21 protein-coding genes are annotated in these 26,665 nt (G+C 60.2%); 17 read left to right on the top strand and 4 right to left on the bottom strand.

The features are described 5' to 3' along the window. Window positions 1-144 precede the first annotated feature (144 nt). The 9 genes from H7C18_RS10355 to H7C18_RS10315 all read left to right on the top strand — a co-directional run bounded on the left by H7C18_RS10355 (window position 145) and on the right by H7C18_RS10315 (window position 12,620). The gene (locus H7C18_RS10355; RefSeq protein WP_185128973.1) at window positions 145-1,005 is read left to right on the top strand and encodes a MurR/RpiR family transcriptional regulator; all 861 of its coding nucleotides are present in this window, start codon (window positions 145-147) and stop codon (window positions 1,003-1,005) included. 128 nt (window positions 1,006-1,133) lie between these two features. Beyond that, window positions 1,134-2,570, top strand: coding sequence for an ABC transporter substrate-binding protein (locus H7C18_RS10350; RefSeq protein ID WP_238357615.1), 1,437 nt, complete (start codon window positions 1,134-1,136; stop codon window positions 2,568-2,570). A gap of 92 nt (window positions 2,571-2,662) precedes the next feature. Next, window positions 2,663-3,565, top strand: a complete 903-nt coding sequence (locus H7C18_RS10345; protein ID WP_185128972.1) for a carbohydrate ABC transporter permease — start codon at window positions 2,663-2,665, stop codon at window positions 3,563-3,565. A 15-nt stretch (window positions 3,566-3,580) separates the two neighbouring features. Then, window positions 3,581-4,426: a carbohydrate ABC transporter permease gene (locus H7C18_RS10340; protein WP_185128971.1), complete on the top strand. Its 846-nt coding sequence runs from the start codon at window positions 3,581-3,583 to the stop codon at window positions 4,424-4,426. A 147-nt stretch (window positions 4,427-4,573) separates the two neighbouring features. Next, complete coding sequence (locus tag H7C18_RS10335) at window positions 4,574-6,871, top strand: helix-turn-helix domain-containing protein (protein WP_185128970.1); 2,298 nt, start codon at window positions 4,574-4,576, stop codon at window positions 6,869-6,871. Window positions 6,872-7,040: 169 nt separating this feature from the next. After that, window positions 7,041-8,564 (top strand): DUF3502 domain-containing protein, encoded by a 1,524-nt coding sequence (locus H7C18_RS10330; protein WP_185128969.1) that lies wholly within the window; start codon window positions 7,041-7,043, stop codon window positions 8,562-8,564. Window positions 8,565-8,625: 61 nt separating this feature from the next. Further along, a complete protein-coding gene (locus tag H7C18_RS10325) occupies window positions 8,626-9,522 on the top strand; it encodes an ABC transporter permease (protein ID WP_238357614.1) in 897 nt (298 codons plus the stop codon). Between the two features lie 20 nt (window positions 9,523-9,542). Next, a complete protein-coding gene (locus H7C18_RS10320; protein WP_185128967.1) occupies window positions 9,543-10,418 on the top strand; it encodes a carbohydrate ABC transporter permease in 876 nt (291 codons plus the stop codon). Window positions 10,419-10,538: 120 nt separating this feature from the next. After that, window positions 10,539-12,620, top strand: a complete 2,082-nt coding sequence (locus tag H7C18_RS10315; RefSeq protein ID WP_185128966.1) for a hypothetical protein — start codon at window positions 10,539-10,541, stop codon at window positions 12,618-12,620. Window positions 12,621-12,691: 71 nt separating this feature from the next. On the opposite strand, the gene H7C18_RS10310 is transcribed toward H7C18_RS10315, so the two are convergent. From H7C18_RS10310 to H7C18_RS10300, 3 genes are all read right to left on the bottom strand, one after another. Next, window positions 12,692-12,928, bottom strand: a complete 237-nt coding sequence (locus tag H7C18_RS10310) for a hypothetical protein (RefSeq protein WP_185128965.1) — start codon at window positions 12,926-12,928, stop codon at window positions 12,692-12,694. A 153-nt stretch (window positions 12,929-13,081) separates the two neighbouring features. Next, entirely contained in the window at window positions 13,082-14,362 is a 1,281-nt protein-coding gene (locus H7C18_RS10305; RefSeq protein ID WP_185128964.1) for a glycoside hydrolase family 27 protein, read from the bottom strand. A 130-nt stretch (window positions 14,363-14,492) separates the two neighbouring features. Continuing rightward, window positions 14,493-15,377: an AraC family transcriptional regulator gene (locus H7C18_RS10300; RefSeq protein WP_185128963.1), complete on the bottom strand. Its 885-nt coding sequence runs from the start codon at window positions 15,375-15,377 to the stop codon at window positions 14,493-14,495. A gap of 170 nt (window positions 15,378-15,547) precedes the next feature. Between H7C18_RS10300 and H7C18_RS10295 the strand changes: the two genes are divergently transcribed. The 7 genes from H7C18_RS10295 (at window position 15,548) to H7C18_RS10265 (ending at window position 23,181) form a co-directional block, all read left to right on the top strand. Further along, a complete protein-coding gene (locus H7C18_RS10295; protein WP_185128962.1) occupies window positions 15,548-16,450 on the top strand; it encodes an AraC family transcriptional regulator in 903 nt (300 codons plus the stop codon). 83 nt (window positions 16,451-16,533) lie between these two features. Beyond that, complete coding sequence (locus tag H7C18_RS10290) at window positions 16,534-17,592, top strand: Gfo/Idh/MocA family protein (protein ID WP_185128961.1); 1,059 nt, start codon at window positions 16,534-16,536, stop codon at window positions 17,590-17,592. After that, window positions 17,589-18,464: a Gfo/Idh/MocA family oxidoreductase gene (locus H7C18_RS10285; RefSeq protein ID WP_185128960.1), complete on the top strand. Its 876-nt coding sequence runs from the start codon at window positions 17,589-17,591 to the stop codon at window positions 18,462-18,464. The genes H7C18_RS10290 and H7C18_RS10285 overlap by 4 nt, the downstream gene beginning before the upstream one ends. A 45-nt stretch (window positions 18,465-18,509) precedes the next feature. Further along, complete coding sequence (locus H7C18_RS10280) at window positions 18,510-19,928, top strand: ABC transporter substrate-binding protein (protein WP_238357613.1); 1,419 nt, start codon at window positions 18,510-18,512, stop codon at window positions 19,926-19,928. Between the two features lie 10 nt (window positions 19,929-19,938). Next, window positions 19,939-20,883 carry a carbohydrate ABC transporter permease gene (locus tag H7C18_RS10275; protein ID WP_185128959.1) on the top strand — a complete coding sequence of 315 codons (945 nt, stop codon included), beginning with the start codon at window positions 19,939-19,941 and terminating at the stop codon, window positions 20,881-20,883. Window position 20,884: 1 nt separating this feature from the next. Beyond that, a complete protein-coding gene (locus H7C18_RS10270; protein WP_185128958.1) occupies window positions 20,885-21,781 on the top strand; it encodes a carbohydrate ABC transporter permease in 897 nt (298 codons plus the stop codon). Between the two features lie 71 nt (window positions 21,782-21,852). Continuing rightward, complete coding sequence (locus H7C18_RS10265) at window positions 21,853-23,181, top strand: acyltransferase family protein (RefSeq protein ID WP_185128957.1); 1,329 nt, start codon at window positions 21,853-21,855, stop codon at window positions 23,179-23,181. Window positions 23,182-23,201: 20 nt separating this feature from the next. Here the strand turns inward: H7C18_RS10265 and H7C18_RS10260 are convergent, their stop codons facing one another. Beyond that, window positions 23,202-24,791 carry an MFS transporter gene (locus H7C18_RS10260; RefSeq protein WP_238357612.1) on the bottom strand — a complete coding sequence of 530 codons (1,590 nt, stop codon included), beginning with the start codon at window positions 24,789-24,791 and terminating at the stop codon, window positions 23,202-23,204. 531 nt (window positions 24,792-25,322) lie between these two features. Between H7C18_RS10260 and H7C18_RS10255 the strand changes: the two genes are divergently transcribed. After that, complete coding sequence (locus tag H7C18_RS10255) at window positions 25,323-26,564, top strand: mechanosensitive ion channel family protein (protein WP_185128955.1); 1,242 nt, start codon at window positions 25,323-25,325, stop codon at window positions 26,562-26,564. The last annotated feature ends 101 nt before the right edge of the window (window positions 26,565-26,665 follow it).

The raw sequence follows: 26,665 nt of genomic DNA, 5'->3' as shown, positions 1-26,665 counted from the left end.
CATTATCACAGCACAACGACAAATCTCCATAATCAATATTGACTAGAGAATAAATTCGTCATATTATGAGGCGGGAGTCGGGAATACGTCCGAAAGCTCAGGATTCGCAATAGCGTCATCGAAGCGGAGAGAGAGGGAGAGGCCTTGGATAACGTACTGGAGAACGGGAAAACGCTTCTCAGCATTCGCGGCCATATGAGCGGTCTGACGAAGAAGGAGCAGAAGGTGGCGCAGTATATTCTGGAGCACGCCCAGGAAGTCATTTACCAGTCGGTTACGGAATTGGCGGAGCGGGCGGACATCGGCGAGACGACCGTCCTGAGGCTTTGCCGCAAGCTTAAGTTCAACGGTTTTCAGGACTTTAAGCTGTCGCTGGCGCAGGACCTGGTCAAGCCGTTCGAGCGCTTGCCGATGGAAGTGGCCGAAGGGGACGATCCGGTAACGATCAGCCAGAAGCTGATCTCCAGCCACTATCAGATTCTGGAGCAGACCCACGAGCTGCTTCAGCCGGGAGAGTTGAACCGGGCCGTGGACGCGCTGATCCGGGCGGACCATATCGATTTCTACGGAGTCGGCTCGTCCGGGTTCGCCGCCATGCAAGCCGCCAGTACGTTCATGCGCATGGGCAAGAACAGCTGCTATACGGCGGATACGCATTTTCAAGCGATGAAGGCGGCGCTTATGAAGCCCGGCGACGTGGCGGTCGGCATCTCCATTACCGGCAGCACCAAAGATACGATCGACAGCTTGACTCTGGCCCGAAAAGCGGGAGCGACGATTCTCGCGATTACGAGCAACGCGCGCTCGCCGATCGTCAAGCTGGCGGATATCGTGCTGCTGACGGTGGCGCGGGAGAATCCGTTCCAAGGCAGCTCGATGTCCTCGAAGCTGTCGCAGATGACCGTGATCGACGTCCTGAGCGTCGCCGTGTCGCTTGGAATGAAGGACGAGGCGTTCAAATACCGGGAGACGACGGCCAAGTCGATCGCCAACAAGATGATCTGACCGCAAGGAAAAAGAGAATACTCAAGATTGTTTGGAAGATATTCGATAGAGACGAAGAACCCTCCCTTCTATGATGGTTACAGGCGCTTCCCCATGCGCTGACCAACCTATAAGGGAGGGTTTTTGCATTGACGTTGCTTAACAGGAAGACGGCGGCCCTCGGGATCGCCGCGATGATGGCCATTGTGCCTCTGGCAGGCTGCGGTTCGTCCGACAACGGCAACAACGGGTCGGCTTCGTCCAGCGCGCCGGCGGCTCCGAGCGCCAGCCCGAGCGCGAGTCCGAGCGCAAGTCCAACCACAAGTTCAAGCGCAAGTTCAAGCGCAAGTTCAAGCGAATCGGCGAGCGCCGGCCCGAGCGCGTCGCAGACGAAGCTGACCGGCGACTTCGAGATTCAATATTTCGTCGGCGGCTACGGCGACAAGTGGTGGAAGAAGGTCATCTCCGACTTCAAGGCGGCGAACCCGGACCTGAACGTCATCGAGGACGGCGGCCCGAAGATCAACGACCAGAACAAGCCGCGCTGGATCGGCGGCAACCCGCCCGACTTCGTCTACATCGACGGCCCGAACCTGAACGACCGCCAGATGGTCGAGGACGGACAGCTGGAAGACCTGACGGACTGGCTGCAGACGGCGACGAACGTCGACGGGGACAAGATCCTCGACGTTCTCGCGCAAGCTCCGCAGCAATACGACGGCAAAATCTACAACATTCCGCTCGTGCTGAACTCCTGGGGCATTTTCTGGGACAAGGCGCTGTTCAAGGAGAAGGGCTGGGCCGAGCCGGCCAACTTCGACGAGTTCTTGCAGGTCAGCGACACGATCAAGGCGGCCGGCATCACCCCGTTCATCCATACCGGCAAATATCCCTACTATATCAACGGCGCATTCCTGTACCCGGCGATCGTCTCGAACAACAACGACGATTATACGATCCTGCAGGACATGGCCGCCAACAAGGTCGACGCCTACAAGAGCCCGGCCGTGCTGGCCGCGCTGAACCAAATCGTGCAGCTGCGCGACAAAGGGTTCATCGACAAGGCGTCCATTCAGATCAACCACACCGACTCGCAGATGCTGTTCCTGCAGCATAAAGACGCGTTCATCCCGAACGGCCTGTGGCTGCCGAACGAGATGGCGAAGGACGTGCCGCAAGGGTTCGACTTCGGCTTTATTCCTTCGATCACGCAGAAGGCTGGCGGCAAAGTCGTCGCGAACACGTCCACGGCCACCGTCGCGATCGCCAAGAAGGCGAAAAACCCGGACGCGGCCAAGGCGTTCCTGCAGTTCATCTTCTCCAAGGCGCAAGCTTCCCAATGGGCGGAGCTGAGCGGCGCGCCTTCCAACATCAAGGGCGACATCAGCAGCTCGAACGCGCCGAACTTCGTCAAGGACGCCGCCAAGTATTTGACGGACCCGAACACGGTCGTCATCCCGACGATCACGTTCAACGCCGACGTCGACAAGGCGATGCAGGACGCGACGGACGCGCTCACGATCGGCAAGATCACGCCGGAGGAATGGGTCAAGCGCGTCACCGACGCCGTCGCCAAAGTTCAATAACGCTGCGGCAGCCTCACTAAGCGCGAAGGGCGCCCCCGGGGCGGAACCCGGGGAAGCTCTTCGGCAAATCGACCGGAAAGGACGGCGGGCGGATGAAGGCGAGGTCTTCCAACTGGCAGCGCGGCGTGTTCATCGGGACGTTCATCGTTCCCACCTTCGTGTTCTTTTGCATATTCACGATCTATCCGGTCGTCCGGGCGCTCTATTACTCGCTGTTCGACTGGTCGGGCATGTCGGAAAACAAGACGTTCATCGGGCTCGGCAACTTCCGCGACATGTTCCGGGACCCGATCGTCTGGCGGGCCATCGGCAACGACTACTTCCTCGTCGCCGGCAAGATCGCCGGCATCATGCTCGTCGCGACGTTCTTCGCCGTGGCGCTGACGCGGTTCCGGTTCCGGCTGGCGGGCTTTTTTCGCTCGATCTTCTTCATCCCCAACGTCATCTCGGTCGTCGTCATCGGCGTGCTGTGGAACTTCATCTACAACCCGCAGATCGGCTTCCTGAACGCATTCCTGTCGCTGTTCGCGAAAGAGAAGGTCACGATCGCGTGGCTCGGCTTCGCTTCGCACACGATCTGGATGCTGCTTCCCCCGGCCGTATGGGCGGGCATCGGCTTCTACATGATCCTGATGATCGCGGCGATCCAGAACGTGCCGGAGTCGTTCTACGAGGCGGCGGAGCTGGAGGGGGCGGGGCAGTGGCATCAGTTCTCCCGCATTACGGTGCCGCTCATCTGGGAGCAGATGAAGGTGTCGATCGTCAACATCATGATGACGACGCTGAACGGCTCGTTCGTCATCGTCTGGATCATGACGGAGGGCGGGCCCGACAATTCGACCCAGGTCATGGGCTCGTATTTGTATCAGATGGCGTTCCGCCAGTACCACTTCGGCTTCGCGGCGGCGCTCGGCGTGCTCATTCTGCTGCTGTCGCTCGCGACGACGGTCGCGCTGCAGCGGCTGCTTCGCCGCGAAGTCGTCGAGCTGGGCTAAAGGAGGAAGACCGCGATGCGCAACGCCATTCGCAACCCCGTTTTAAGGGCGGTTTTCTACGCCATACTCGTCCTCTGGGGCGTCTCCGTGCTTTATCCGCTGCTGTGGACGCTGCTGGACGCCTTGAAGGACAACCGGCAATTCTTCTTCCATCTGCCGTGGGCGCTGCCCGACGCGCCGCTGCTCTGGTCCAACTTCTCCTATGTCTGGAACAAGTACAACTTCGATACGTACTTCTTCAATTCGCTGATCGTGACCGGAGGGTCCACGCTGCTCGGGCTGCTGCTGTCCGCTTCGACGGCGTACGTGCTGGCCCGCTACAAGTTCAAGGGAAGCGGCGCGCTGTACCTTCTGTATATCGCCTCGATGATGGTGCCGTTCATTCTCGCGCTCATCCCGCTGTTCTTCCTGATGAACTCGTTCCATCTGATCAACACGGAGATCGGACTCATCTTCGTCTATGCGTCCAGCGTGCTCGCTTTCGGCATTTTCGTGCTGGTCGGCTTCTTCCGATCGCTGCCGAAGGAGCTGGAGGAAGCCTCCATCATCGACGGCGCCTCTTACTACGGAACGTTCTTCCGGGTGATGCTTCCGTTGTCGCAGCCCGGCCTGGTGACGGTCGGCATCGTCAACGTGCTGAACATCTGGAACGAATATATCGTCGGCACGATTCTTCTCAACGACCCGAAGCATTACACGCTCCCGGTGGAGATCGGCGTCATGCAGGCGGAGATGCAGTACCGCACCGAATGGGGACCGCTGTTCGCGGCGCTCCTATTCACCATCATCCCGGTGCTGATCGTCTACATCGCGTTCCAGCGCAAGATCGCCAGCGGCATTACGGCCGGCGCGATCAAATAGAAGGCGCGGCTTCAAAATAAGCTCCCTTCCGTTCGAATTCCGAACGGGAAGGGAGCTTTTGCGTATGAGAAGCCGCGCTTCCTAATAAATTTGGAATACGGGACGAGAGAGACGACGCCGACCGATCGTTCCGGGAGGGGGAAGGGGATGTGGAATCGGCTGAAGCCGAGGAAGATGTATGCCAGCCTGTTTCTCTACTCTTGCATGGCCGTGTGCCTGCTCGCCCTGGCGTTTACGATCTACCTGAACCGGCTGTTCGCGCAGAGCGCGGCGGAGGAAATCCGCAAATCCAATCAAGAGAAAATCCGTCAGGTCGTGCAAACGTCCGAATTCACCCTGCAGAAATTGCGTCAGTTCGCCCTTCGGATCTATTCGGACGATAATATCTCGATGTGGCTGAACGCGAATCCGGACCATTATTCACCTCTGCTGCTGTACAGAGCGGCCGCAAGCGTGCGGGAGTTTGCGAGCAGCGAGCCGTTCATTCACGGCATCGACTTGTTCAATTTTACCCTGAATCAAATTTACGCCTCTTCGGACGCCAGTCTTTATACGCCTCGGGATTTCGACGACCCGTCTTTGCTGGGCGCCGTCAGAAGCAAAGGAACGACGCCGTATCTCCAATTTTTCGACCATGAGGCGAACGGTAAATCCTATCTCGCCCTTATCGTTCCGGCGGCCGGCCAGAACCGGAGCTATCAGGGCTATGCGGCGATTCTGTTCGATAAGCCGCTGCTCGACGAGCATATGCTGCAAGTCTCCCCGCAAGACCAGAACAAGATGATTGTCGAAGGCCCCAACCAGGAGTACCTGCTGGGAAATGCCGATGCGCGAATGGCGGCGGATCTGGCGGGCGCGAAGAAGCCGCCCCGGGATTCGTCCGGCTGGGAATGGTCCTCCGGCGGGGATATCTGGTCGGTTCAGTCGGCCAAGCTGCCGATCGAGGGCTGGACGGTTTATCATTTGTCCCCGATCTCGGCCTGGCAAGCCGCCATGAGCCGCATTCGGACGAATCTGATCGCGGCTTCCATCGCCCTCGTCCTGTCGCTGCTGCTGTTTCTGTTCTGGCAATCGTATCGCCGGTTGAAGCCGATCAGCGACTTGACGGCCCGACTCCAGACGAAGCTGGGATCGGACGAGCGGCCTATGACGGCTTCGACACGGCGGGCAGGCAGCGAGATCGATTGGCTGCACTCCGGCTTCGACAGACTGATCGGCCAGCTGGAACGGCTGGACCTGTCGCTTCGAAGCAGCAAGGCGATCGTGAAGGAAGATTTGCTCCGGCAGTGGATTCTCGGCTCCAAAGCTTCCGGCCCCGCGGCGCAATTCATTCAAGAGGAGACGAAGATACTTCGGACGGGCGCGTTTCGCATCGCGGTCATCCGTCTGGAATCGTACGGGCGATTCAAGGAGTATTACGACTTCGCTTCGCGCAAGCTTCTACGCTACTCGCTGGGCAACATCGCGGCCGAAGTGCTGGCGAACCACGGGTTTGCCGCGGAGACGGTCGATTTCGGCTCCGATCATCTCGCGGCGCTCGTCCCGGCATCCGCTACGGACGATGAGCCGGGCCGTCTCCTGGAGGCGATGGAAGACGTTCGGCTGCAGATCAGGCGTTGGCTGAAGCTGGAGCTTCAGGCGGCGGTCGGACCGGTTCTTGGCGAAGAGGCCGACCTTCAACAGATTTACGGGCGCGTTTACGAGCTGACCCAGCTTGCCTTTCTAATCGACGAAGACCGGGTGTTCACCTTGGAGGACATGGAGCGGTATCGGCCGGCGAAGGAAAGCGGACTGGATGAACAGCTGCTCAAGCAAGCCGTTCATGCCGTCCGTTTGCGCAATGCGGACGCGCTGCGCGCCGGCCTGGACGGCCTGACCCGGCACATGCAATCTCTCGACTACGAGGAGTGCAGGCTTCAACTGACCCACATGATCTATTCGATCATGAGAAGCCTGAGACACGACAAGACGCTCCAAGGAATGAAGAGCATTCATGCTTTCCTCGAACGGTTCTCGACGATCGGCGAGGTCAAGGAATGGCTGCTGCGGGAGCTGCTGGAGAGGATGGAGATGGATCGCCCGCGAAGCGGCTCCGTCCGCAAAGAAGAGATCGTCGCCGAAATGAACGAATACGTGCGCGGCCATCTGCACAACCCGATGCTGTCCGTGGACGATGTCGCCGCCCACGTTCATTTGTCCGTCAACTATGCGCGGCAGATTTTCAAAGAGTACCATCCGCTGTCCTTGTCCGAGCATATAACGGATCAACGGATCAAATATGCGATGCACCTCCTGGCGACGACCGAATGGACGATCGCGGACATCGCCGAACAAGCCGGCTTTCAGACCAAAAGCACGTTCTTCTCGCTGTTCCGACGGGCGTCCGGCATGACGCCGGGCCAATTCCGGTCGAGGCGGGCCGCCGGGCGGGACGAACCGGACTGACCTGCAAAATCGCTACCGTCCCCGCCGTTAACATCCGTACCGTTCGGTAAATCCCGTACTGTACGGAAGACCGCGCGACCGGGTATGATCGAACTCGCAAGCCGGGCAACCGGCGCCATCCGCCGAACGGCGTCCTTGTTCGGAAGAACGTGATCGGGAGGGATTCGGGTTGAGATTCGGTCGGAAAAGGTTCTGGTTGGCCGCCGCGCTATCGGTGGTACTCGCCGCGGCTTTGGCCGCTTGCGGCTCCAACGGCAAGTCGCCGCCCTCCGAAGACAGCAAATCTTCGGCTTCCAAAGACACACAATTGAAACCGGTTACGCTCAAAATTTTGTTCCCTGGAGATCCGCCGGCGAATTGGGACGAAGTCAAAGCGGAGATGGAGAAGCGGATGGCCGGCACGCTGAACGTGAAGCTGAACGCCGTGTTCATCCCCTGGTCCGACGTTCGCCAGAAGCGCCAAGTGGCGCTGTCCTCCGCCGAAGATTACGATCTGATCTGGGACAACGACCCGGCGCAGAACATCGCCGCCGGCCTATACGAGCCGCTGGACGATCTGATCGGCCGATACGGACCGGACATCCAAGCCGTCCGCTCGCCGGAGCTGATGGAAGCGAACAAAGTGAACGGCAAGCTGTACGCGGTTCCGCTGGAGGTGAACTTCATCCGCCCGTGGACGTTCGTCATCCGCCAAGATATCCGCGAGAAGCTCGGCGTCAAACCGATTGCCAGCTACCAGGAGCTGATCGACTTCATGTATCTGGTGAAGGAGAAGGTCCCGGACATCACGCCGTATATTCCGAACGGCACCGAGCACATCGGCTTGAAGCTGGCGGGCATGCTCGATCCCTCGGCGAATCTCGCGGGCGTGCTGAGCTATCCCGGGTTATATACGAAAGGCAACGACGGCAAAATCTATAATCTGTTCGACGATCCGGACCCCGCGATCATGAGCTCCTTCGAACAGAACCACAAGCTGTACCAGGACGGCGTCTTGGCGAAGGACGCATTGACGCTGCGCAATTCGGAGTTCGCCAAAGGCAAGGCGGCGGTGTCCACCTTCAACGACTTCGGCATCAACCTGAGCACCCGTACCGCTCTGGAAAAAGCGGTCCCGGGAGCGAAGGCGGAGGCGTTTACGCTCTACAAGCCGGACATGAAGCTGAGCTCCACCTACAAAGCGGGCAACTTCATCGCGGTTCCGGTCGTGAGCCGGAACAAGGAGCGGGCCGTTCAATTTTTGAACTGGCTGAACCGGAAGGACAACTACGACCTGCTCGCGTACGGCATCCAGGGCAAGAACTGGGAAGACGCGGGAGAAGGGCTGTATAAGCCGAGCCAGGATCAACCGTATGCGGGCATTCCGTTCGCTTGGGGGTGGAATTCGAAGCTGGACCGCATCGATGCCAGCCTGCCGGAGGACGTCATCGCGCTTAACAAGTGGGAGCGGGACCCGGGCAACTTTACGCCGGATATTTTGACGGGCTTCACCTTCGACCCGAGCCCGGTCGCGAACGAGGCGGCGCAGCTGGCCAACGCGGGAAGCGAGTACTACGATCCGTTCGTGATGGGCGTGACGGATCCGAAGGAAGGGCTCGCGAAGTTCAAAGAGGCCGCGTACGACAATGTGAAGAAGGTGCAGGCGGAGGTTCAGAAGCAGCTGGACGCCTATCTCGCCGCCAAGAAGAAGTAAACGCGCCGGCAGGCATTCCAAGCGAAGGGCGGGGATCGTCATGGGGATCGGGCGGGAGCTAATGAAGAACAAGTGGCTTTACGCCATGTCGCTTCCCGTAGTCGTCTATGTGTTCATCTTCTCCTACCTTCCGATGTCCGCCCATCTGCTCGCGTTCAAGCTATTCATCCCCGTGAAGGGGCTGTGGGGCAGCAGATGGGTCGGGCTTGACAACCTGAAGTTTTTTTTCGCCGGCCCCGATTGGCTGGGCGTGACGCTGAACACGATCTTTCTGAACCTGCTGTTCATGGCGGCCGGAACCGTTTGCTCTCTGGCCATTGCGCTGCTGCTCAATGAAATCCGGCTCGTCTACTTTAAGAAGGTGACGCAATCGCTCGTCATCCTGCCGCACTTCATCTCCATCGTGGTCGTGAACTTGATGGTGGTCAACTTCTTTAACGGCCAGGACGGCCTGATCAACCGGATGCTTGGCCGGGTTGGCGTCGATCCGGTGTACTGGTTCCAGACGCCGTCCGTCTGGCCCTGGCTGCTCGCGCTGATCTTTGTATGGAAGGGAGCCGGATGGGGTTCGATTATTTATCTGGCCACGTTAACCGGCTTCTCCGAGGAATATTACGAGAGCGCCAGAATCGACGGAGCGAGGAGCTGGCAGATGATCCGGCATATTACGCTGCCGCTGCTGCGGCCGACCATTATCGTGCTGACGCTGCTCGCGCTGGGGCGCATCTTCTACGGCGATTTCGGCCTGATCTACGGCATTATCGGGGACAACTCGCTGCTCTATCATTCGACGGACGTGATCGACACATATACGTACCGGTCGCTCCGCTCCACGAATATGAACAGTTACAGCAACGCGGCGGCGGTCGGGCTTTTTCAATCGGTCATGGGACTGGTCACGATTCTGTTCTTCAATTGGGCGGTGCGCCGGGTCGACAACGACTCGAAGCTGTTCTAGCTCCGTAGGAGGTGGCGGTTATGAAAACCAGGCTGCGCGATTCGTCCCAACTGACCGTGTCGGTCGCCGCTTACGTGTCGATCGGCGCGTTCGCCTTGTTCTGCCTGATTCCGTTCTGGCTCGTCTATATCGGTTCGTTCACGGCGGAGAGCCAGATCGTTCAAGGCTTCCGTCTGTTCCCGACCCGATTCTCGATAGACGCCTACCGGTTCCTGCTTCAGGGCGCCCAAATCTACCGGAGCGGTTTTGTCTCGATCTTCGTTACCGTCGCGGGCACGGCCGGAGCCGTGCTCCTCACGTCCATGTTCGCTTACGTCGCCGCGCATCCGAAGGTCAAGTACCGCTATGCGCTGTCATTCTATATTTACTTCACGATGCTCTTTCCGCCCGGCTTGGTCGGCTATTACTTGCTGATCTCCAATTGGCTCGATCTGCGGGACTCGATGCTTGCGCTGCTGCTGCCGCTGCTCTTCTCCGCCTTCAATTCGTTCCTGATGACCGCGTATTTCCGGACGCTGCCCTTTGAGCTCAATGAAGCGGCGACGGCGGACGGCGCCCACGAGCTGTATATCTTCTTCCGGATCATCTGGCCGATCTCCAAGCCCGTGATCGCGACGATTGCGCTGTTTTACGCTCTCTCGTACTGGAACGATTGGTTCAACGCGCTGATGTTTATCGACAATCCCCATCTTCATCCGCTGCAGATGATGCTGCGCAGAATCGTGTCCAACTCGCAAAATCTGGATTATCTCAATACGAATGTCAATCTGCCCGTCTCCGCGACAAGCGTGCAGCTTTCGGCAGTCGTCCTGACGATCGGGCCGATCGTCTTCTTGTATCCGTTCCTGCAGCGTTATTTCATGAAAGGGATGACCATCGGAGCGGTAAAAGGATAACGAAGGGAGGTGGTGTTATCGGCGAAAAGGATTTCCGTAAAATTGTAAGCGTATACAAACTTTGGGGAGGTATCTGCATGCTCGTAAGGCCGCGGGAAAATAAAAAAGGAGGAATTCGCGATGCGAAGCGGGAACAAGCGGTTGGCGAGATGGGTCGGCAAGCTTCTGTTGGCGCTCGCGATCGTGCTGCCGGTCGTCTCGACGGAAAGAGATCATGCGAATGCGGCGGGCGAACTGCTGAAAACCGGGAATTATTATTACGGCTTGACTCCGAACGCAGGCCAATCGCCGGACTACGGTGCCACGGGACTCGTGTCTTCGGCGAACGGCGTCCTAATGGACGGCTTGACGACGACCTACGCCGGATGGATGGGGAGCGCAACGGCTCCGGGATCCGTGCAAGTCGTCATCGATTTGCTCAAGGATTATCCGCTTGACTCCATCGGGCTCGTCCTGAACGCGCCTAACGTTTATTGGGGATTCAAGGAGGTCGCCGTCAAATACCGTAGCGAAGAGACGCCGGACTATTATTATATCGCCGGGAAGTATGCCAAGACGGGCACCGACTTGAAAACTTCGGTCACTTTTCCGCTGGGGAACCAGGAGGCTCGGTATATCGTCATCGACCTGAAGCGCACGCAGCCCTATCAGCACATTCCGCTTACGGAGGTTCAAATCTACGAAGGAACGGGCGACGAGGGAACGGAATCGGCTCCCGCTACGGTCGAGCAGATGCAAGCCGAGCTGAAGAAGGATGCCTTGATGGCCGACAAGTACGGTCAATGGATCTATGAGGACTGGGACGGCAAAGTCGCGAGCGACGAACAGCTGCGGCAGGAATACGCCGATGAAGCGGCCGCTTTGGAGAAGACCAAGCGGGACCGGAGCCTGTACGACCAGTACGGAGGCATCAAGAGCGGCGGGCAATATAAGAACACAGGATTCTTCAGGCTGCAGCAGATCGACGGGAAATGGTGGTTCCTTACGCCGGACGGATACAAGTTTATTCTGAAAGGAGTGGATGCCGCGAGCATATGGGAATGGGGTTACGGCACGCCGCTCAAAAAAGCGGACGGCACGCCGCGAGGCGTGTTCGAGGAGCTCCCGGACCCGAACCAGTATGCCCAGGCTTATGCGAATGACGCGAACGGCGAAAGGGTAAGCTTCGTGGTCGCCAACGTGATGAAAAAATACGGCGACGACTTCGAAGCGAAGTGGGAGGATCTGACCAAGAAACGGCTGATCGACTGGGGATTCAATGCCTTCAGCAAGTGGAGCAAGCCGAATCATCTCCCGTACTTCCCGTATGTCGACGTGCTGACGGATCCGGCCAGCTTGAAGCGGATTCAATGGACCTACGACGTGTTCGACCCGAATGCGCCGGCGATCATCGAAGATGCGCTCAAGGAGCGGTTGAAAGCGCTGAGAAGCGACCGGTGGCTGATCGGCTACACGTACGACAATGAAGCCGGCTGGAGCGCCGATATCGTCAAGATCGTCCTGACCTACGGCTCGGATTCCGCGGCCAAAGACGCTTTCGTCGACCAGATCGCCGCCAAGTACGACAACGACATCGCTGCGGTCAACACGCTTCTCGGAACGAACGCCGACTCGTTCGACGCATTGAAGGATACGCCCATCGACATCGCGAAAGTGCCGGCGGCGGACGTGTCGGCCTACATCCGGCTCGCTTCCCAGACGTATTACTCGACGATCAAAGGAATTATCAAAAAGTACGATCCGAACCATCTGTTCCTAGGGTCGGCGATCGTTCCGACGTGGCGCACCAGCCTCGATTGGGACGCCGCGGCGATGGATTATGTCGACGCCTTCTCCGTCGACAACTATACGAACGATCCGAACTGGATCGCCCGTTATGCAGTCTATAACAAGCCGCTTCTTAACCTGGAATACACGTTCAGCACGTCCGCGCACGGCTATTCCGCGGTCAATGCGGCGACGAACGTGTCTGGCGTGGAGGAGAGAGGGCAGGCATTCAAGCAATTCGTCGAAGGCGAAGTTTCGAGTCCGTTCTTTGTCGGTTCGGGTTGGTTCAGCTATTACGATCAGGCCGTTACCGGGCGGCGGGACAACGAGAATTACAACCTCGGCCTCGTGAACCAGCAGGATCAGCCTTATACGGACATGGTCCAGATCATGAAGAGCGTCAACGCCGGCTTGGAGGCCGTTCATTCCTCCTAATCCCGCGAAGCCCCCTTCCGATTCAGCCGATCGGAAAGAGGGCTTCAATACTTGTTTATTCGGTGGCTCATTTAACGAACACGATTCATCTCCATCACTTCGCCAATCCCCGTAAGCGGTGCGATATTGTACCGCAAGCGCGCCGGCTCGCCGCCGAAGTCCGGCGAATGAGCTCTCGATGCGATGATTTGCATCGTTAGCGCGCCGTGCCGGGCTTCGGAATGCGCAGCTAACGATGATTTGCATCGCAAGCGCACCGGCCCGCCGCCGAAGTCCGGCGAATGAGCTCTCGATGCGATGATTTGCATCGTTAGCGCGCCGTGCCGGGCTTCGGAATGCGCAGCTAACGATATTTTGCATCGTTAGCGCACCGGCGGCAGGTAAGCCCTGCGAATTGGGCATGCAGGTCCCACAAACTTTGTTAGTCCATCATGCCGTCGCTATTTTTTGGGGTCGCTTGATCAGCCGAGCCGAATGAGCCGGACCCCGTGGGGCGGCACGGATACGTTGATTTCGGGTTCGGTCTGTTCCCAGACGATGTTCCGCCACAGATCTTTGGCCGGCAGGCCGGACGGAGCGCCGATCGCCGATAAGGGCAGGGCGACGTCGATCTCCTGCTCGCCTACGTTGAACAAGGCGGCATAGCGATAACCGCGCGGCCCTTCGGCCGTCCACGCGATCCGGTCTCCGTCCCGGTACGCCGGCCGGGCGTTCTTTCCTTCCCGATGCAGCTCGAGCGCGTCGCGATTGATCAGCAGCGACAAGGTCCAGTCATCGTTGTCCCGCATCTCCCCGCCGAAGAACAAAGGGGACCGGAAAAGCATCCAAAGCGACATCATCGTGAGCTGCTCGTCCTTCGTGAACCGGGTCCACCGGTCCGCGCCGCCGCCGTCGACCGACCGGATGCCGATGTGCCCGAGCGGCAGCATGTCGCAGTCCGGCCAATTCCCGGGAGCCGGGCGGCCCTGCCACTGCTCGCAGCGGTCGAACATATCCAGGAGAAGCTCCCAGCGGTCCCAGAAGTCGTCGGTCATCCGCCACATGTTGGCGTGAGCCTCGAAGAATTCCGCCTCGCGGACCGGAGCGGGGCCGGGAGACAAGCTGAGAACCATCGGCCGGCCGCACTTGTCGATCGCTTGCCGAATCAGCGCGATCTCCGGCAGGTGAGACCCATAAAGCCTGGAAGCGGCGATGTCGTCCACCTTCACGAAATCCACGCCCCATTCGGCGTACAGTTGGAACAGCGAATCGTAATAAGCCTGCGCTCCTTCCTTCGCCGCGTCCACGCCGTACATGTCGGTGTTCCAGGGGCAGATCGAATTGGAGTGGGCAATCTCCCGGGCCGTGGCGGCCGTTCCCAGGATCGGCGTCCCGGCATGCGCCGCCTGTCTCGGAATCCCGCGCATGATATGGATGCCGAACTTCAAGCCCAAGCCGTGCACGTAATCGGCCAGCGGCTTGAAGCCTTTTCCTCCCGCGGCGGAAGGGAACCGGTTCTCCGCGGGCATCAGCCGCGAATAGCCGTCCATCTCGAGCGGCACGAACGGCCGGTATTGCGATGATACCGCGCCGGGCTCATACCATTGGATGTCGACGACGACGTATTCCCAGCCGAATTCCTTCAGATGGCGGGCCATATATTCCGCATTGCCCCGAACCTCCGTCTCGGTCACGGCTGCGCCGTAGCAGTCCCAGCTATTCCATCCCATCGGGGGCGTTCCGGTAACGTCTCGATGATTCATGAGTCAGCCTCCTTATGCGATCTCCGTGGCATGATATTGCCTCTCCAGATCATCATAAAGGCTGGCCGCCGCCGAATTCCACCGTAATTAATGCAAGCGAATAGCACGATATTGCTCTTCTTGAAGCACGCTAGTCGAAGAAGAACCGGGTATACGGGAGCTGCTTGCCCGACCGGAAGACGGCGGGCGTCTGGCCGGTGAGCCTGCGGAACACCTTGATGAAGTAGCTGCCGCTGGAATAGCCCACGGCCGCGGCGATCCGCTCCAGGCTCCAATCCGTGTGCCGCAGTAGCTCGATCGACTTTTCCACCCGGACCTTGCTGACGTATTCTCCCGGGGTCATGCCGACGTACCGGGAGAACATCCTTAAGAAATGGTATCTGGACAGGCCGAGGTCGGAGGCGAGCTGCTCTTGCCCGATCATCCGGCCGTAGTGACGGTCCATGTAATGGACGGCTTCCTTGACGGCCGGCGGCCACAGCGAATCCGACAGTCCCTTGGCGCGGGCGAACCGGGTCAGCTCCATCAGAAAACGGTAGGTGTGGGAGGACGCGGAGAACGGGTCGGCGATCCGGCCGGAGCCGGCATCCCAGATCAAATCTCTCAAGGCGCGAATCGGGCCGCTTCCTTGAGGCAGGAAGGGAGCTTCTCCGATCCGGTCCTTGACGCCGGTCCATAGCGAAAGCGCCATCCGGGGGCGAAGCAGGATGTAGATAAATTCCCAGGCGGGCGAGTCCTCGGGAAGCCGGTACCGGTGACGGCCGGGGATCTCCACGAGGAAAGCCTGTCCCGGCATCAGCCGGTGCAGGCGCTCTTCCACGGCAAGTTCCCCGCAGCCCTCGATCGTATATTGGAACAGCAGCAGCGGACCGTCCGTTCGGGCCAGCCCGTCCCAATCGTAAGCCGTCTGCGTCTCCCGCTCATGCCCCACCGCGAACAGCTCGCACAGCGGCAGCTCGTCCGCCGCCGCAAAGCGAAAGCCGAACGTCCCGAACGCTCGCCCGTCTCCCGTCATGCCCGATCTCCCCTTCGGTCGTCCGTCTTCATATGAAAAATAGCACGGTTTGTGTGCTTTTCACAAGACAACAGGCGGCGCAATTTAGGAGGCGGAGCGGATTTGCAAAGGCGGGGAAATGACTCATCCTAAAAAAGAACGACGACAATGCCGAGAATGGGGGAAAACGAATGGACGATGCGCGCGAGAGAACGGTCAAGTTTCACTTCGATAACGGCTACTTCGGGGAGCCGCTGTCCTACGGCCCGGTCAAGCTGTACCAGGTCGGCGATCTGAGCTGCGAGGGCGGGTACCGTATCGGCCTGCACCAGCAGGTCTGCTACGAGATCAGCTATATCGTCTCGGGCAAAGGCGTCTACGAGACGGACGGCGCCGCCTGCGAGGTGCGGGAAGGCGATCTGCTGTTCAATTACCCCGGAGAAATGCACGACGGCCTCGCCGACGCCATCGAGCCGTTCCGCTACTACTATGTCGGGTTCCAGTTCGACTTCTCCGGGGAGCAGGAAGATCATCCGCTGCGCCCGCTGCAGGAGCTGCTGGACAAGCGCAAGGAGCGGCGGGTGAAGGAACGGCTGGACATCGCCCACCCGTTCGCCGGCCTGCTCGCCGAGCTGCATCATCCCAGCAGCGGTTCGGGGCTTATGATTCACGCCTTCCTGCATCAAATCATCGTGCTCGGCTGCCGCAATCTGTACGAGCATACCGGACCGGTCGTGCCCTCCTACGCCCAGATCGACGAGGAGAAGCGGCTGGTCTACGAGCTGGTCCAGTACATCGACACGAAGCTGCTTCGCATTACCGAGTTGTCGGAGATCGCCGACGAGCTTTATTACAGCTATCCCCACCTCTCCCGCCTATTCGCCCGCGAGACGGGCCTGACGATCAAGGAATACTTTGACCGCAAGCGCTTCGAGCAAGCGATCCTCTGGCTGCAAGGCGGCGAATTCAGCATCACGCAAATCGCCGAGCGGCTGCATTACCGCACGATTCACACGTTCAGCAAAGCCTTCCGCAACAAGTTCGGCATGTCCCCGACGATGTACAAGCAGTGGCTCGCAAGCGGCAAAAAATGACCAATGCCCGATCAACCCAGGCTAAAGAATGCGCCATTCGTCCTTGCTATGATGGTTACTACCAAAGGAGGAGATGTGCAGCCATGGCCAGTCTGAAGGTAGCCGTCATCGGCTGCGGGACGATCGCCCGCAGCCAGCATATTCCGGCTTACAACCGCAGCGAAGCGGCGCAAATCAAGTACGTGATCGACGTGGAATTGGAGCGGGCGCGCAGCGCGGCCGAGCTCTGCGAAGGGGCGATCGCGCTGGCCGATTACCGCGAGATGCTGGCCGACGAAGAGGTGGAGGCCGTCTCGGTCTGCACGCCGAACGCGGCGCACGCTCCGATCGCCATCGATTGCCTGCGGGCCGGCAAGCACGTGCTGTGCGAGAAGCCGGCGGCGACGACGGCGCAGGAAGCGCGCCGAATGCAGGAGGAAGCCCGCAGCAGCGGAAGGATGCTGAACATCGGCGTCGTCAACCGCTTCAACAGCTCCGTAAACCGGATCAAAGCGATGATCGAGCAGGGCGAGCTCGGCCGAATCTACCATTGTTACGGTTCGTTCCGCGCGCATCGTTCGATTCCCGGCCTCGGCGGCCCGTTCACGACGAAGTCGATGTCCGGCGGCGGCGTGCTGATCGATTGGGGCGTTCATTTCCTCGATCTGATGCTGTACGCCATCGGCCAGCCGCAGATCGAGACGGTGTCGGGAGCGACGCACGGGCTGCTCGGCCGCAACCTGAAGGAGTACGCCTATGTCGACATGTGGGCCGGCCCTCCCGATTACGGCGGCGTTTATGACGTGGAGGATTTCGTTACCGCCTTCATCCGTACCTCCGGCCCGACGCTCTCGCTGAACGGCGCCTGGGCGCAGAACATCGGCGAATCCGCCATGTTCGTCGAATTCCTCGGCGACAAAGGCGGCGTCAAGCTGGACTACGGCGGCGGCTTCACCTACTACACCGCACGCGACGGCGCGCTATGCGAAGTCAAACCGACCTTCCGCATGGCCAACGCGTTCCAGGAGGAGATCGACAGCTTCCTCTCCAGCATCCGCACCGGCATTCCCAACCAGGCGCATATCGACCGGACGATCGTCACCTCCGAGGCGATGGACGCGATCTACCGCTCGGCGGCGGAAGGCGGGGAGGTGCGGCTGTGACGGCTCGGAAAATCGGCTTCATCGACTACTTCCTCGACGAATGGCATGCGAACAACTACCCCAGGTGGATTCGCGAGGCGGCGGGCGGCCGCTGGGAGGCCGCGCTCGCTTGGGCCGAGCTGGACGCTCCTCCCGACCGCGGACCGGGCGCGACGGCGGCGCGCGGCACCGAACAGTGGTGCGCGGAGCATGGCATCGAACGCGCGGCTTCGATCGGCGAGCTGATCGGGCGCTGCGACGCGATCGTCGTGCTGTCGCCCGACCATCCGCAGCATCACGAGCGGCTCGCGGCCGAGGCGCTGCGCTCGGGCAAGCCGGTGTACGTCGACAAGACGTTCGCGCCGAACCGGGCGGCGGCCGAGCGGATGTTCGAGCTCGCGGCCGAGTGCGGCACGCCGCTGTTCTCCAGCTCGGCGCTGCGTTTCGCGCGCGAGCTGGAGCCTTGGCAGGCGGAGCGCGGCCGCGCGGCGGAGAGCCGCGCCGCGTTCGTCCTGGGAGGAGGCGGTTTCGACCATTACGCCGTCCACAGCTTCGAGATGCTGACCGTGCTGATGGGCACAGGGGCGAAGCGGCTGAAGGCGTACGGCGGCGCGGAGCTGTTCACCTACATCGTCGACTACGGCGACGGACGGCAGGGCACGGTCGTACAGACGCCTCCGGCTCCGTTTCAGGCATCATGCGCGGCGGCGGACGGCGGCACGGCGTTTTTCGCGGAGTGCACCGACTACTTTCCCAGGCTGATCCGGGAGATGCTGGCGTTTTTCGATAGCGGCGGCGCCCCGGTCGAGGCCGCGGAGACGATCGGGACGATGGCCTTGATCGATGCCGCGCGGCTGGCGCGGCAGAAGCAAGACGAGTGGATGAACCTGTAAGATTGGCAAGGCCGCAGACAAATATCGTGGAAATGAGGGATTCGAATGTCCAAGAACATCCGTTTTACCCGCACAACGACATTTGCCATGCTGGCGGGCGCGAGCCTGCTGCTCGCTTCTTGCAGCGGAGGCGGCAATTCCGGCAACGGGGCTAGCGAGGGAGGCTCCGCCTCCTCACCGGGCGCCTCCTCGCCAAGCGCCTCCGCAAGCGCGCCCGAAAGCGCCGCCGCATCGCCGGCGAGCGCTTCCCAGGCAAGCGCCTCTCCGGCAAACGCGTCCCCGCAAGAGAAGGTAACTTTGAGCTTCTGGTACGGCTGGACCGGGCCGGAGGGCGAGGCGATCGAGAAGCTGATCAAGCAGTTCAACGACTCCCATCCGAACATTACGGTCAAAGGCTTGAGCCAGAGCGATTATCAGAAGCAGCTCACCGCCATCACCGGCGGCAACCCTCCCGACATCGCCTCGCAATTCGGCCAGAACGTCGCCGCTTGGGGAACCAAGGGGGCGATGATCCCGCTCGACGATTACATAGCCAAAGACAACGTCGATCTGAACGACTTCATCCCCGGAGCGCTCGTCAGCAGCCAGTACGACGGGCATACGTACGCGCTGCCGATCGCGATGCATTTCACGATGCTGTTCTACAACAAGAAGATGCTGGCGGACGCCGGCTACAGCGCGCCTCCGGCGACGATGACGGAGCTGAAGGAGTACGCCGAGAAGCTCAGCGTCGTGCAGAAGGACGGCCGCCTCGAGGTGCTGGGCCTGTGGCCGGGCATCGATTCCTATACGTTCTCGCAGGTGTACGGCGGCAAGTTCTGGGATCCGGACACGAAGCAGGTTACGCCGGACGATCCGGGCTTTAAGCAGGCGGTGCAATTTTCCAAGGACCTGTGGGACAAATACGGCAGCGAGAACCTCGACCGCTTCTCCGCGTCGCTCGGCAAGTACCAGTCGGCGCAAAATCCGTTCTTCAGCGGCAAATACGCGATGACGATCGACGGAGAATGGCTGCCGACGTTCATCAAGCAGTTCGCTCCCAGCCTCGATTACGGCATTGCCCCGATCCCGTACAGCGAAGACCATCCCGAGCTGAAGAACGCCGGCAACATCAACACGAGCGTGCTCTACATCCCGAAGGGCGCCAAGCATCCGGACGCCTCCTGGGAGTTCATCAAATGGTTTACGGATAAGCAGCAGCTCGTCCAGTTTACGGCCGCGCTCGGCAATCTTCCGACCCGCGCCTCGACGCTTGACGATCCGTCTTACGACGCGGTGCCGGGCTTCAAGGAATTTACCGATTACGCGAAAAGCCCGAACCTGAAGTCGTTCCCGTCGCTTCCGTTCTTCAGCGAGTACAGCGACGCCCTGACCAAAGCGGTCAATGACATCCTGCGCGGCAAAACGACGATCGACGACGGGCTGGCCGGCGTGAAGAAGACGATCCAGCCGCTCGTCAAGTAAGGCGGCCGGGATGAGCACCCGCACGCTGGACCGCCCCGTCAAGCAAAGCACGCCGCGGCAGCGCAAACGGCGCATCTTCTGGACCGGGGCCGCCTTCGCCTCGCCTTGGATCATCGGGTTTCTCGCGTTTACCGTTTATCCTTTTTTCGGCTCGCTGTATTACAGCTTTACGAGCTACGATCTGTTCTCGGCGCCGAAGTGGATCGGTCTGGCCAACTACCGGGCGATCCTATCCGACCCGAGCTTCTATAAGGCGCTGAGCAATACGTTCTACATGGCGTTCATCGCGATGCCGATCGGTCTGGTCGCCAGCTTGCTGGTCGCGCTGCTGCTCAATCTGAAGGTGCGCGGCATCACCTTCTACCGCACGCTGTATTACGTTCCGGCGGTCATCCCGATCGTGGCGAGCGCGATCCTGTGGACCTGGCTGCTGAACCCGGATTACGGTCTGGTCAATATCGTCCTGCGCTCCGTCGGGCTGAACGATCCGGCCTGGCTGCTCGACCCGAATTACACGAAGCCTTCGCTCATCATGATGGGGCTGTGGGGCTCGGGGGCGGGCGCGCTCATCTTTCTCGCGGCGCTGCAGGGCATTCCGCAGCAGTACTATGAAGCGGCCTCGATCGACGGGGCCGCCTGGTACCGCCGCATCTGGCACATTACGCTGCCGGGGTTGTCGCCGATTCTGCTTTTTCAGTTCCTGATGGGACTGATCGGCGCGATGCAAATTTTCACCGAGTCGTTCATCCTCGGCGGCGGCGCGAACTCCGGCACGATGGGCGGGCCGGACCAGTCGCTGTTCTTCTACGCCATTTATTTATACCAGAACGCCTTCATCTATTTGAAAATGGGTTACGCCTCGGCGCTCGCCTGGATCCTGTTCGTGATCGTCGTGCTGCTGACGCTGGTTGTGCTCAAAACATCGGCCCGCTGGGTTTACTACGGAGGGGATTGACATGAGCCGGACGAGTCCGAAGACGACAACCGTCGCCGCCGCCGCTGTTCCCGCCCGCTCCGTCCGTTCGCGGCGCAAGCTGCTGACGCGCACGATCGCGCCTCATACGGCGCTCATCCTTGTCGGTTGTCTGTTCCTGTTTCCGATCGTGTGGCTGTTTCTGACCGCGGTCAAGACGCCGGAGGAGATTTTCGCCGTGCCGCCGTCGCTGCTTCCGGAGCATTGGCGCTGGTCGAATTACGCCGACGCCGTGTCGGCCATTCCGTTCGGCCGCTATATGGGCAACACGCTGCTGCTTTGCGCGATCAACATCGCCGGACAGCTGCTGTCCGCGCCGCTCGTGGCCTATTCGATCTCGAAGATTCCGTGGTCGGGGCGGGGCCTCGTTTTCTCGCTGATCGTGGGGACGATGATTTTGCCGGGACAGGTGCAGCTCATTCCGGTGTACATCATCTTCTCCAAGCTCGGCTGGGTCGGCACGTTCCTTCCGCTGACGATCGGCAGCTTCTTCGGAGCACCGTTCTATATCTTCCTGCTGCGGCAGTTCATGCTCGGGCTGCCGACCGAACTGATCGAAGCGGCGAAGATCGACGGCGCCTCCGAACTGCGCATTTACGCCCGGATCATGCTTCCGCTGCTGCAGCCGCCGCTGATGACGATCGCGCTGTTTACGTTCGTCGCGTCCTACACCGATTTTATGGGGCCGCTTATCTATTTGAACGACGCGTCCAAGTGGACGATCACCGTCGGCCTGCAAGGCTTCCTGCAGGATCACGGGGCGCAGTGGGAGCAGCTGATGGCCGCATCCGCTCTGGTAACGCTGCCGATGATCGTGCTGTATTTCTTCGGGCAGAAGTACTTCATGAAATCCGGCTCGGCGCTGACGGGTCTCAAATGAGCGGCGAGCCGGGTCTTCCGGAAGGCAGGAGAATCCGCGCGGCGGGAATGCCTGACGATGGAGGAGGAAGCGTGGAGACCGCGCATGGAGGCGGAGGAAGGACGGCAAGCGGGGAGAGGAAGCTGGAGCACCTGGAGGGAATGCGCGGCATCGCGGCATGCGCCGTCGTGCTGGCGCATTTCTTCCAGGTGCTGCTGCCGGCCATGTTCGAGCGCAACCCGGCCATCGTACATACGGCGTTTGACCGTTACGCTCCGCAGACGCCGCTGAACGGGCTGTGGAACGGCAATTTCGCCGTCTGCCTGTTTTTCGTGCTGAGCGGGTACGTGCTGAGCGTGAAGACGTTCCGCGGCGGCGGCCGCAAGGCGGTGGCGGAGAGCGCGCTGCGCCGCTACTTCCGGCTGGCGCTGCCCGCGCTCGCGTCGGTACTGCTGATCTGGTGCCTGATGGCGGCCGGCTTGTCTTTCTATCCGGAGACAAGACAGCTGACGCTGGCGACGATGCCCGATCCGTGGAGCGTGACGCCGACGCCGGCCGAGGCTGCGGGGCAGACGCTGTGGCACACCTTTTTTCGCTACGGCATGGCCTATAATCCGGTGCTGTGGACGATGACGTACGAGTGGTTCGGCTCGCTGTCGGTGTTCGCCGTGCTGCTCGCGTTCGGCGGCAGCCGGGGGCGCGGCTGGTCCTTCGCGCGTTGGCTGGTTTACGCGGCGGGGCTGCGGCTGACCTGGAACACGTACTACCTGGGCTTCTGGCTCGGCATGATCGCTTGCGAATGGTCGCGTTCCGGCGCTTGGCCGTGGCGTTCGAACGGTGAAGTTTCCGGCTCGAGTTCGCCGGATAACGAAGCGGAAGCGGGCGACGGCCGGGGCGCGGGGGCGCTTCGGAAGCGCCGGATATTCGGCGGCGTCGCGGCCGGGGCTTGCGGCGCAATCGGCTTTTACCTCGGCTCCTATCCGTACGTCGTTCCGCCGGGCCCGTGGTACGGCTGGCTGCCGGTCGGCCCCGGCTCTCCGCTCGATCCGATCGGCTGCCGCATCTTGGGCTCGTTCCTGCTGCTGCTCGGCCTGCTGCTCAGCCCGCGGGCGCAGCGCCTGCTGTCGGGCGGGGCGATGAGAACGCTCGGCCGGCTTTCTTTTTCTATTTATCTCGTTCATTTCGCCGTGCTGTGCAGCTGGTCGAGCTGGCTGTTCGCAAGGCTGCATTCGGCCTTTCCCTACCCTTCGGCGGTCACGCTAGCCATCCTGCTGTCGATCCCCCCGATCGCCGCGCTCGCCGTCGCTTTCGAGCGTCTGATCGACCGGCCGCTCGTACAGGGCCTGAAGCGGCTTCGGCTCGGCCGAGGCCGAGCCGCGCTTCGCCGGCAGCCCGGGCGGACACGCTCGCATTCGGGCTAGGAGGAGACGAGGAACGAATGCTAGATGGATTCTTCGGCAGCGCCCGATCCTGCTTCCGGAATCCTCTCGGTTTGGTTAGGGAGAGTCTCTCCGATGGGCCGTACGTGCCGGAGACGCGTCGCGACAAGGAGGATCGTGCCCAGCATAATCGCTCCGCTGGCTGCCGCAACAACGTGCATCCCGCCGTCGAAGGCCTCGCGGGCACCGGTGAGAAGCGCCGTCCCGATCCGCTCGGGGAGGCCCTCCGCTACGGTCGCGGCACCGGCCAAGCTGTCGCGGGACGCTTGTACCGCGGACGCCGGCAAGCCGGCAGGAATGGCGTCCGCGACTCGGCCGCGGTAAATGACCGTGCCGATGCTGCCCAGGACCGCGATGCCCAGGGCGAAGGCGAATTCGCCGCTGGTCTGCAGCATGGCCGCCGCCGATCCCGCCTTCTCGGGCGGAGCCGAGCCGATGACCAAGTCGCTTGAAAGACTCGGAAGCGGGGCCGAGCCCAGGTTAAACAAGGCATACCCGACCACCAGAATGGCGGGATGGGATTCAGTCCCCGCTTGGGTCAGCAGCAGACAGCCGATTGCCGAGATCAAGAGGCCCATTCCGATAAGGCGGGCGGGGCGGATTCGGCGCGCGACGAGCGGCGAGATGAACATCCCGGCCATCGAACCAAAAACTCCGGGAAGCATGTACAACCCCGACGCAAGCGGCGACATTCCTTGCACGAATTGAAGGTACTGCGCGACGAAGAGCATGGTTGCGCCTGTCAGCGTAATCCCGAACATTCCTCCCAAGGAGGCGCCGAATCCGGGGCTGGCAAACAAGCGAAGGTCCAGCAAAGGGGACGTCAGACCGCGCTGCCGCGACACGAATGCCGCACCGAGGACGGCGCCTGTCAAGATGAACAGCAACGGTACGATCTGCAGGCCGTGCTTGGCGATTTCCTTTAGGCCGTATATGGCCGGCAGAATGGTTCCCAGCGACAAGAAGACGCTCGTCCCATCCAACCGGCCGGCTTCTGGGTTACGGTACTCGGGCAGCAGCAGCGGCCCGGTTACGATCAGAAGCAGCATGACCGGTACGCCCATCAGGAAGATCGAACCCCACCGGAAATGATCCAACAGGATGCCCCCGACGACCGGTCCAAGCGCCATGCCGCCCATGGAGCACGTCAACCATATGCCGACGGCAAGGGAGCGCTGCTTGTGGATGCGGAACATGTTGCTTATCAACGCCAGCGTCGAGGGAGATACCGTCGCTCCGGCGATGCCAAGCAATGCCCGCGCCCCGATAAGCATCTCGGCGCTGCGGGAAAAGGATGCCCATATCGAGGCGATTCCGAAAACCGCCGAGCCGAACAACAGCAGCTTGCGGCGGCCGATCCGGTCGCCCAGCGTGCCCATCGTAATCAAGAATCCAGCGAGCATGAAGCCGTAGATGTCGACGATCCACAGCTGCTGGGCGCTGTCGGCGCCGAGATTGGCGGCAATATGCGGAAGCGCGAGGATCATGACGGAGAGGTCGATCGAGACAAGAAGAGCGGGCAGAGCCAGCACCGCAAGCCCCGTCCATTCCCGAATGCCTGCTTGTAACTCGGTTCCTTTGGCAACGTTCATCATTTGTCCTCCTTGGGTCGTCTCTGGATAAAACCTCGCTCATTTCGGAAGGTTCCCAACTTTCCAATCCTCGTGTCATGACCCTCTCCTTTTTCGCGCGAGACATTACCGGCGTGTTTGATGATAAGACATGACGTCGGGTAAGCTTCAAGCGTTCATAGAAAGTTTTTGAGACAAAGACAAAGACGCCTCTCTTTTTCAATGGCGTAAGCCATGCGTGCAAGCGTCCGAGCATGATCCGGTCTCGCGCTCTAACGAAACTACGCGATCTTATTTGGTGGAAAAGAGGGAGGAGTGCGTTCTAACGAATCCTAGAAGGCTTATTTGCCAGTTTCACCAGGGAATCGGCCGCCCTTTGCCCGAATAAGGTCTCTCTGTTTCGTTACGTTTGGGCTGATCTTGATTTTGCCGGAATAGCGCCGCTGAGTTTCGTTAACGTTTGGGCTCGCTCCCCCTTTTGCCGAACCGACCTTCAACCTCCCGCCAAAGTTTGTTATAGTTTTAGAAGCAAAACGTGTCTGGGAGGAATGTATGGAGTTCATCAAAAACCTGCTTGCCGATTTAGGAGTCCGGGCCGAGACGGCCGTCTATCTTTCCAATGCGATCATGATCGCGGCGATTGCGGCGTTGTGCATACTGGCCAGCTTTATTACGAAGAAGGTCGTGATCCGGGTTATTGCCCACTACATTCATAACAACCGAATGAAGTGGGATAATTATATGCTGGAGCGGAAGGTCATCCATAAGCTCTCGCACTTCGTTCCCGCCGTCATCATTTATTATTTTTCCTTCTCTTTCCCGTCGTACCAGCACTGGATCGGGAAAGGCGTCGTCATCTACATGATCGTCGCGGCGATCCTCGTGTCGGACGCCCTCCTGAGTTCCGTGAACGACTATTACACCACCTTCGAGATTTCCAAGAGCAGGCCGATCCGGGGCTATATTCAAGTCGTGAAAATTTTCGTGTTCGTCATCGGCGGCATTCTGGTCATCTCCAATCTGATCGGCGAGAGCCCGCTTATTCTGCTCAGCGGAATCGGCGCCTTGTCGGCCGTCGTCATGCTGATTTTCAAAGATTCGCTGCTCGGTCTGGTGGCGGGGGTGCAGCTGACGTCCAACGATATGGTGCGCGTCGGCGATTGGATCGAGATGCCCAAATACGGCGCGGACGGAGATATCGTCGACATCTCGCTCAACACGGTGAAAGTGCAGAACTTCGACAAGACGATCACGACCATTCCGACGTATGCGCTGATCTCGGATTCGTTCAAGAACTGGAGAGGCATGCAAAAATCCGGCGGGAGGCGAATCAAGCGCGCGGTTTGCTTGGATATGAGCAGCATCGTTTTCTGCACGCCCGATATGATCGGGAAATTCAAGCAAATTCATTTTCTCAGCGGCTATTTGAGCGAAAAGGAGAAGGAAATCGAACGGTACAACGAGGAAAACGGGATCGATCGCTCCAGCAAAGCGAACGGCCGGGCGATGACGAACGTAGGCGTATTCCGGGCGTACATCGAACGTTATCTCGAACATCATCCCAAGATTCACAAGGGCATGACGCGGATCGTCCGGCAGCTCAGCCCCACGGAGAACGGCTTGCCGCTCGAGATTTACGCCTTCACGAACGATACGGCCTGGAACGTGTACGAAGGGGTGCAGTCCGACATTTTCGACCATATCTTCGCCGTGGCGCCGGAATTCGGCCTTCGGGTGTTCCAGAATCCGTCCGGTCACGACATGAAGCATCTGTTGCGGGCGGAGCCGTCCTGAGTCGCGGCTTGTGCGAATCCCCACGCCGGATATAAAAAGAGCCAAATCGGACATCGAATTCCCGGGAACCGTTGGGGTATGATGAAGAGGATCATGCGCAT

This window comes from Cohnella zeiphila, assembly GCF_014212055.1.
GTDB lineage: Bacteria > Bacillota > Bacilli > Paenibacillales > Paenibacillaceae > Cohnella > Cohnella zeiphila.
Note: the sequence above shows the minus strand (reverse complement) of the source record. Positions and strands in the feature narration are given on the sequence as shown.

Excerpts from the sequence above, each read along its gene's own strand:
- H7C18_RS10300 (WP_185128963.1), bottom strand. The coding sequence starts at position 15,377 with ATGACGGGAGACGGGCGAGCGTTCGGGACGTTCGGCTTTCGCTTTGCG.
- H7C18_RS10315 (WP_185128966.1), top strand. The coding sequence starts at position 10,539 with ATGCGAAGCGGGAACAAGCGGTTGGCGAGATGGGTCGGCAAGCTTCTG.
- H7C18_RS10310 (WP_185128965.1), bottom strand. The coding sequence starts at position 12,928 with ATGCAAATCATCGCATCGAGAGCTCATTCGCCGGACTTCGGCGGCGGG.
- H7C18_RS10290 (WP_185128961.1), top strand. The coding sequence starts at position 16,534 with ATGGCCAGTCTGAAGGTAGCCGTCATCGGCTGCGGGACGATCGCCCGC.
- H7C18_RS10335 (WP_185128970.1), top strand. The coding sequence starts at position 4,574 with ATGTGGAATCGGCTGAAGCCGAGGAAGATGTATGCCAGCCTGTTTCTC.
- H7C18_RS10280 (WP_238357613.1), top strand. The coding sequence starts at position 18,510 with ATGTCCAAGAACATCCGTTTTACCCGCACAACGACATTTGCCATGCTG.
- H7C18_RS10275 (WP_185128959.1), top strand. The coding sequence starts at position 19,939 with ATGAGCACCCGCACGCTGGACCGCCCCGTCAAGCAAAGCACGCCGCGG.
- H7C18_RS10345 (WP_185128972.1), top strand. The coding sequence starts at position 2,663 with ATGAAGGCGAGGTCTTCCAACTGGCAGCGCGGCGTGTTCATCGGGACG.
- H7C18_RS10270 (WP_185128958.1), top strand. The coding sequence starts at position 20,885 with ATGAGCCGGACGAGTCCGAAGACGACAACCGTCGCCGCCGCCGCTGTT.
- H7C18_RS10305 (WP_185128964.1), bottom strand. The coding sequence starts at position 14,362 with ATGAATCATCGAGACGTTACCGGAACGCCCCCGATGGGATGGAATAGC.
- H7C18_RS10325 (WP_238357614.1), top strand. The coding sequence starts at position 8,626 with ATGAAGAACAAGTGGCTTTACGCCATGTCGCTTCCCGTAGTCGTCTAT.
- H7C18_RS10320 (WP_185128967.1), top strand. The coding sequence starts at position 9,543 with ATGAAAACCAGGCTGCGCGATTCGTCCCAACTGACCGTGTCGGTCGCC.
- H7C18_RS10340 (WP_185128971.1), top strand. The coding sequence starts at position 3,581 with ATGCGCAACGCCATTCGCAACCCCGTTTTAAGGGCGGTTTTCTACGCC.
- H7C18_RS10260 (WP_238357612.1), bottom strand. The coding sequence starts at position 24,791 with ATGAACGTTGCCAAAGGAACCGAGTTACAAGCAGGCATTCGGGAATGG.
- H7C18_RS10255 (WP_185128955.1), top strand. The coding sequence starts at position 25,323 with ATGGAGTTCATCAAAAACCTGCTTGCCGATTTAGGAGTCCGGGCCGAG.
- H7C18_RS10295 (WP_185128962.1), top strand. The coding sequence starts at position 15,548 with ATGGACGATGCGCGCGAGAGAACGGTCAAGTTTCACTTCGATAACGGC.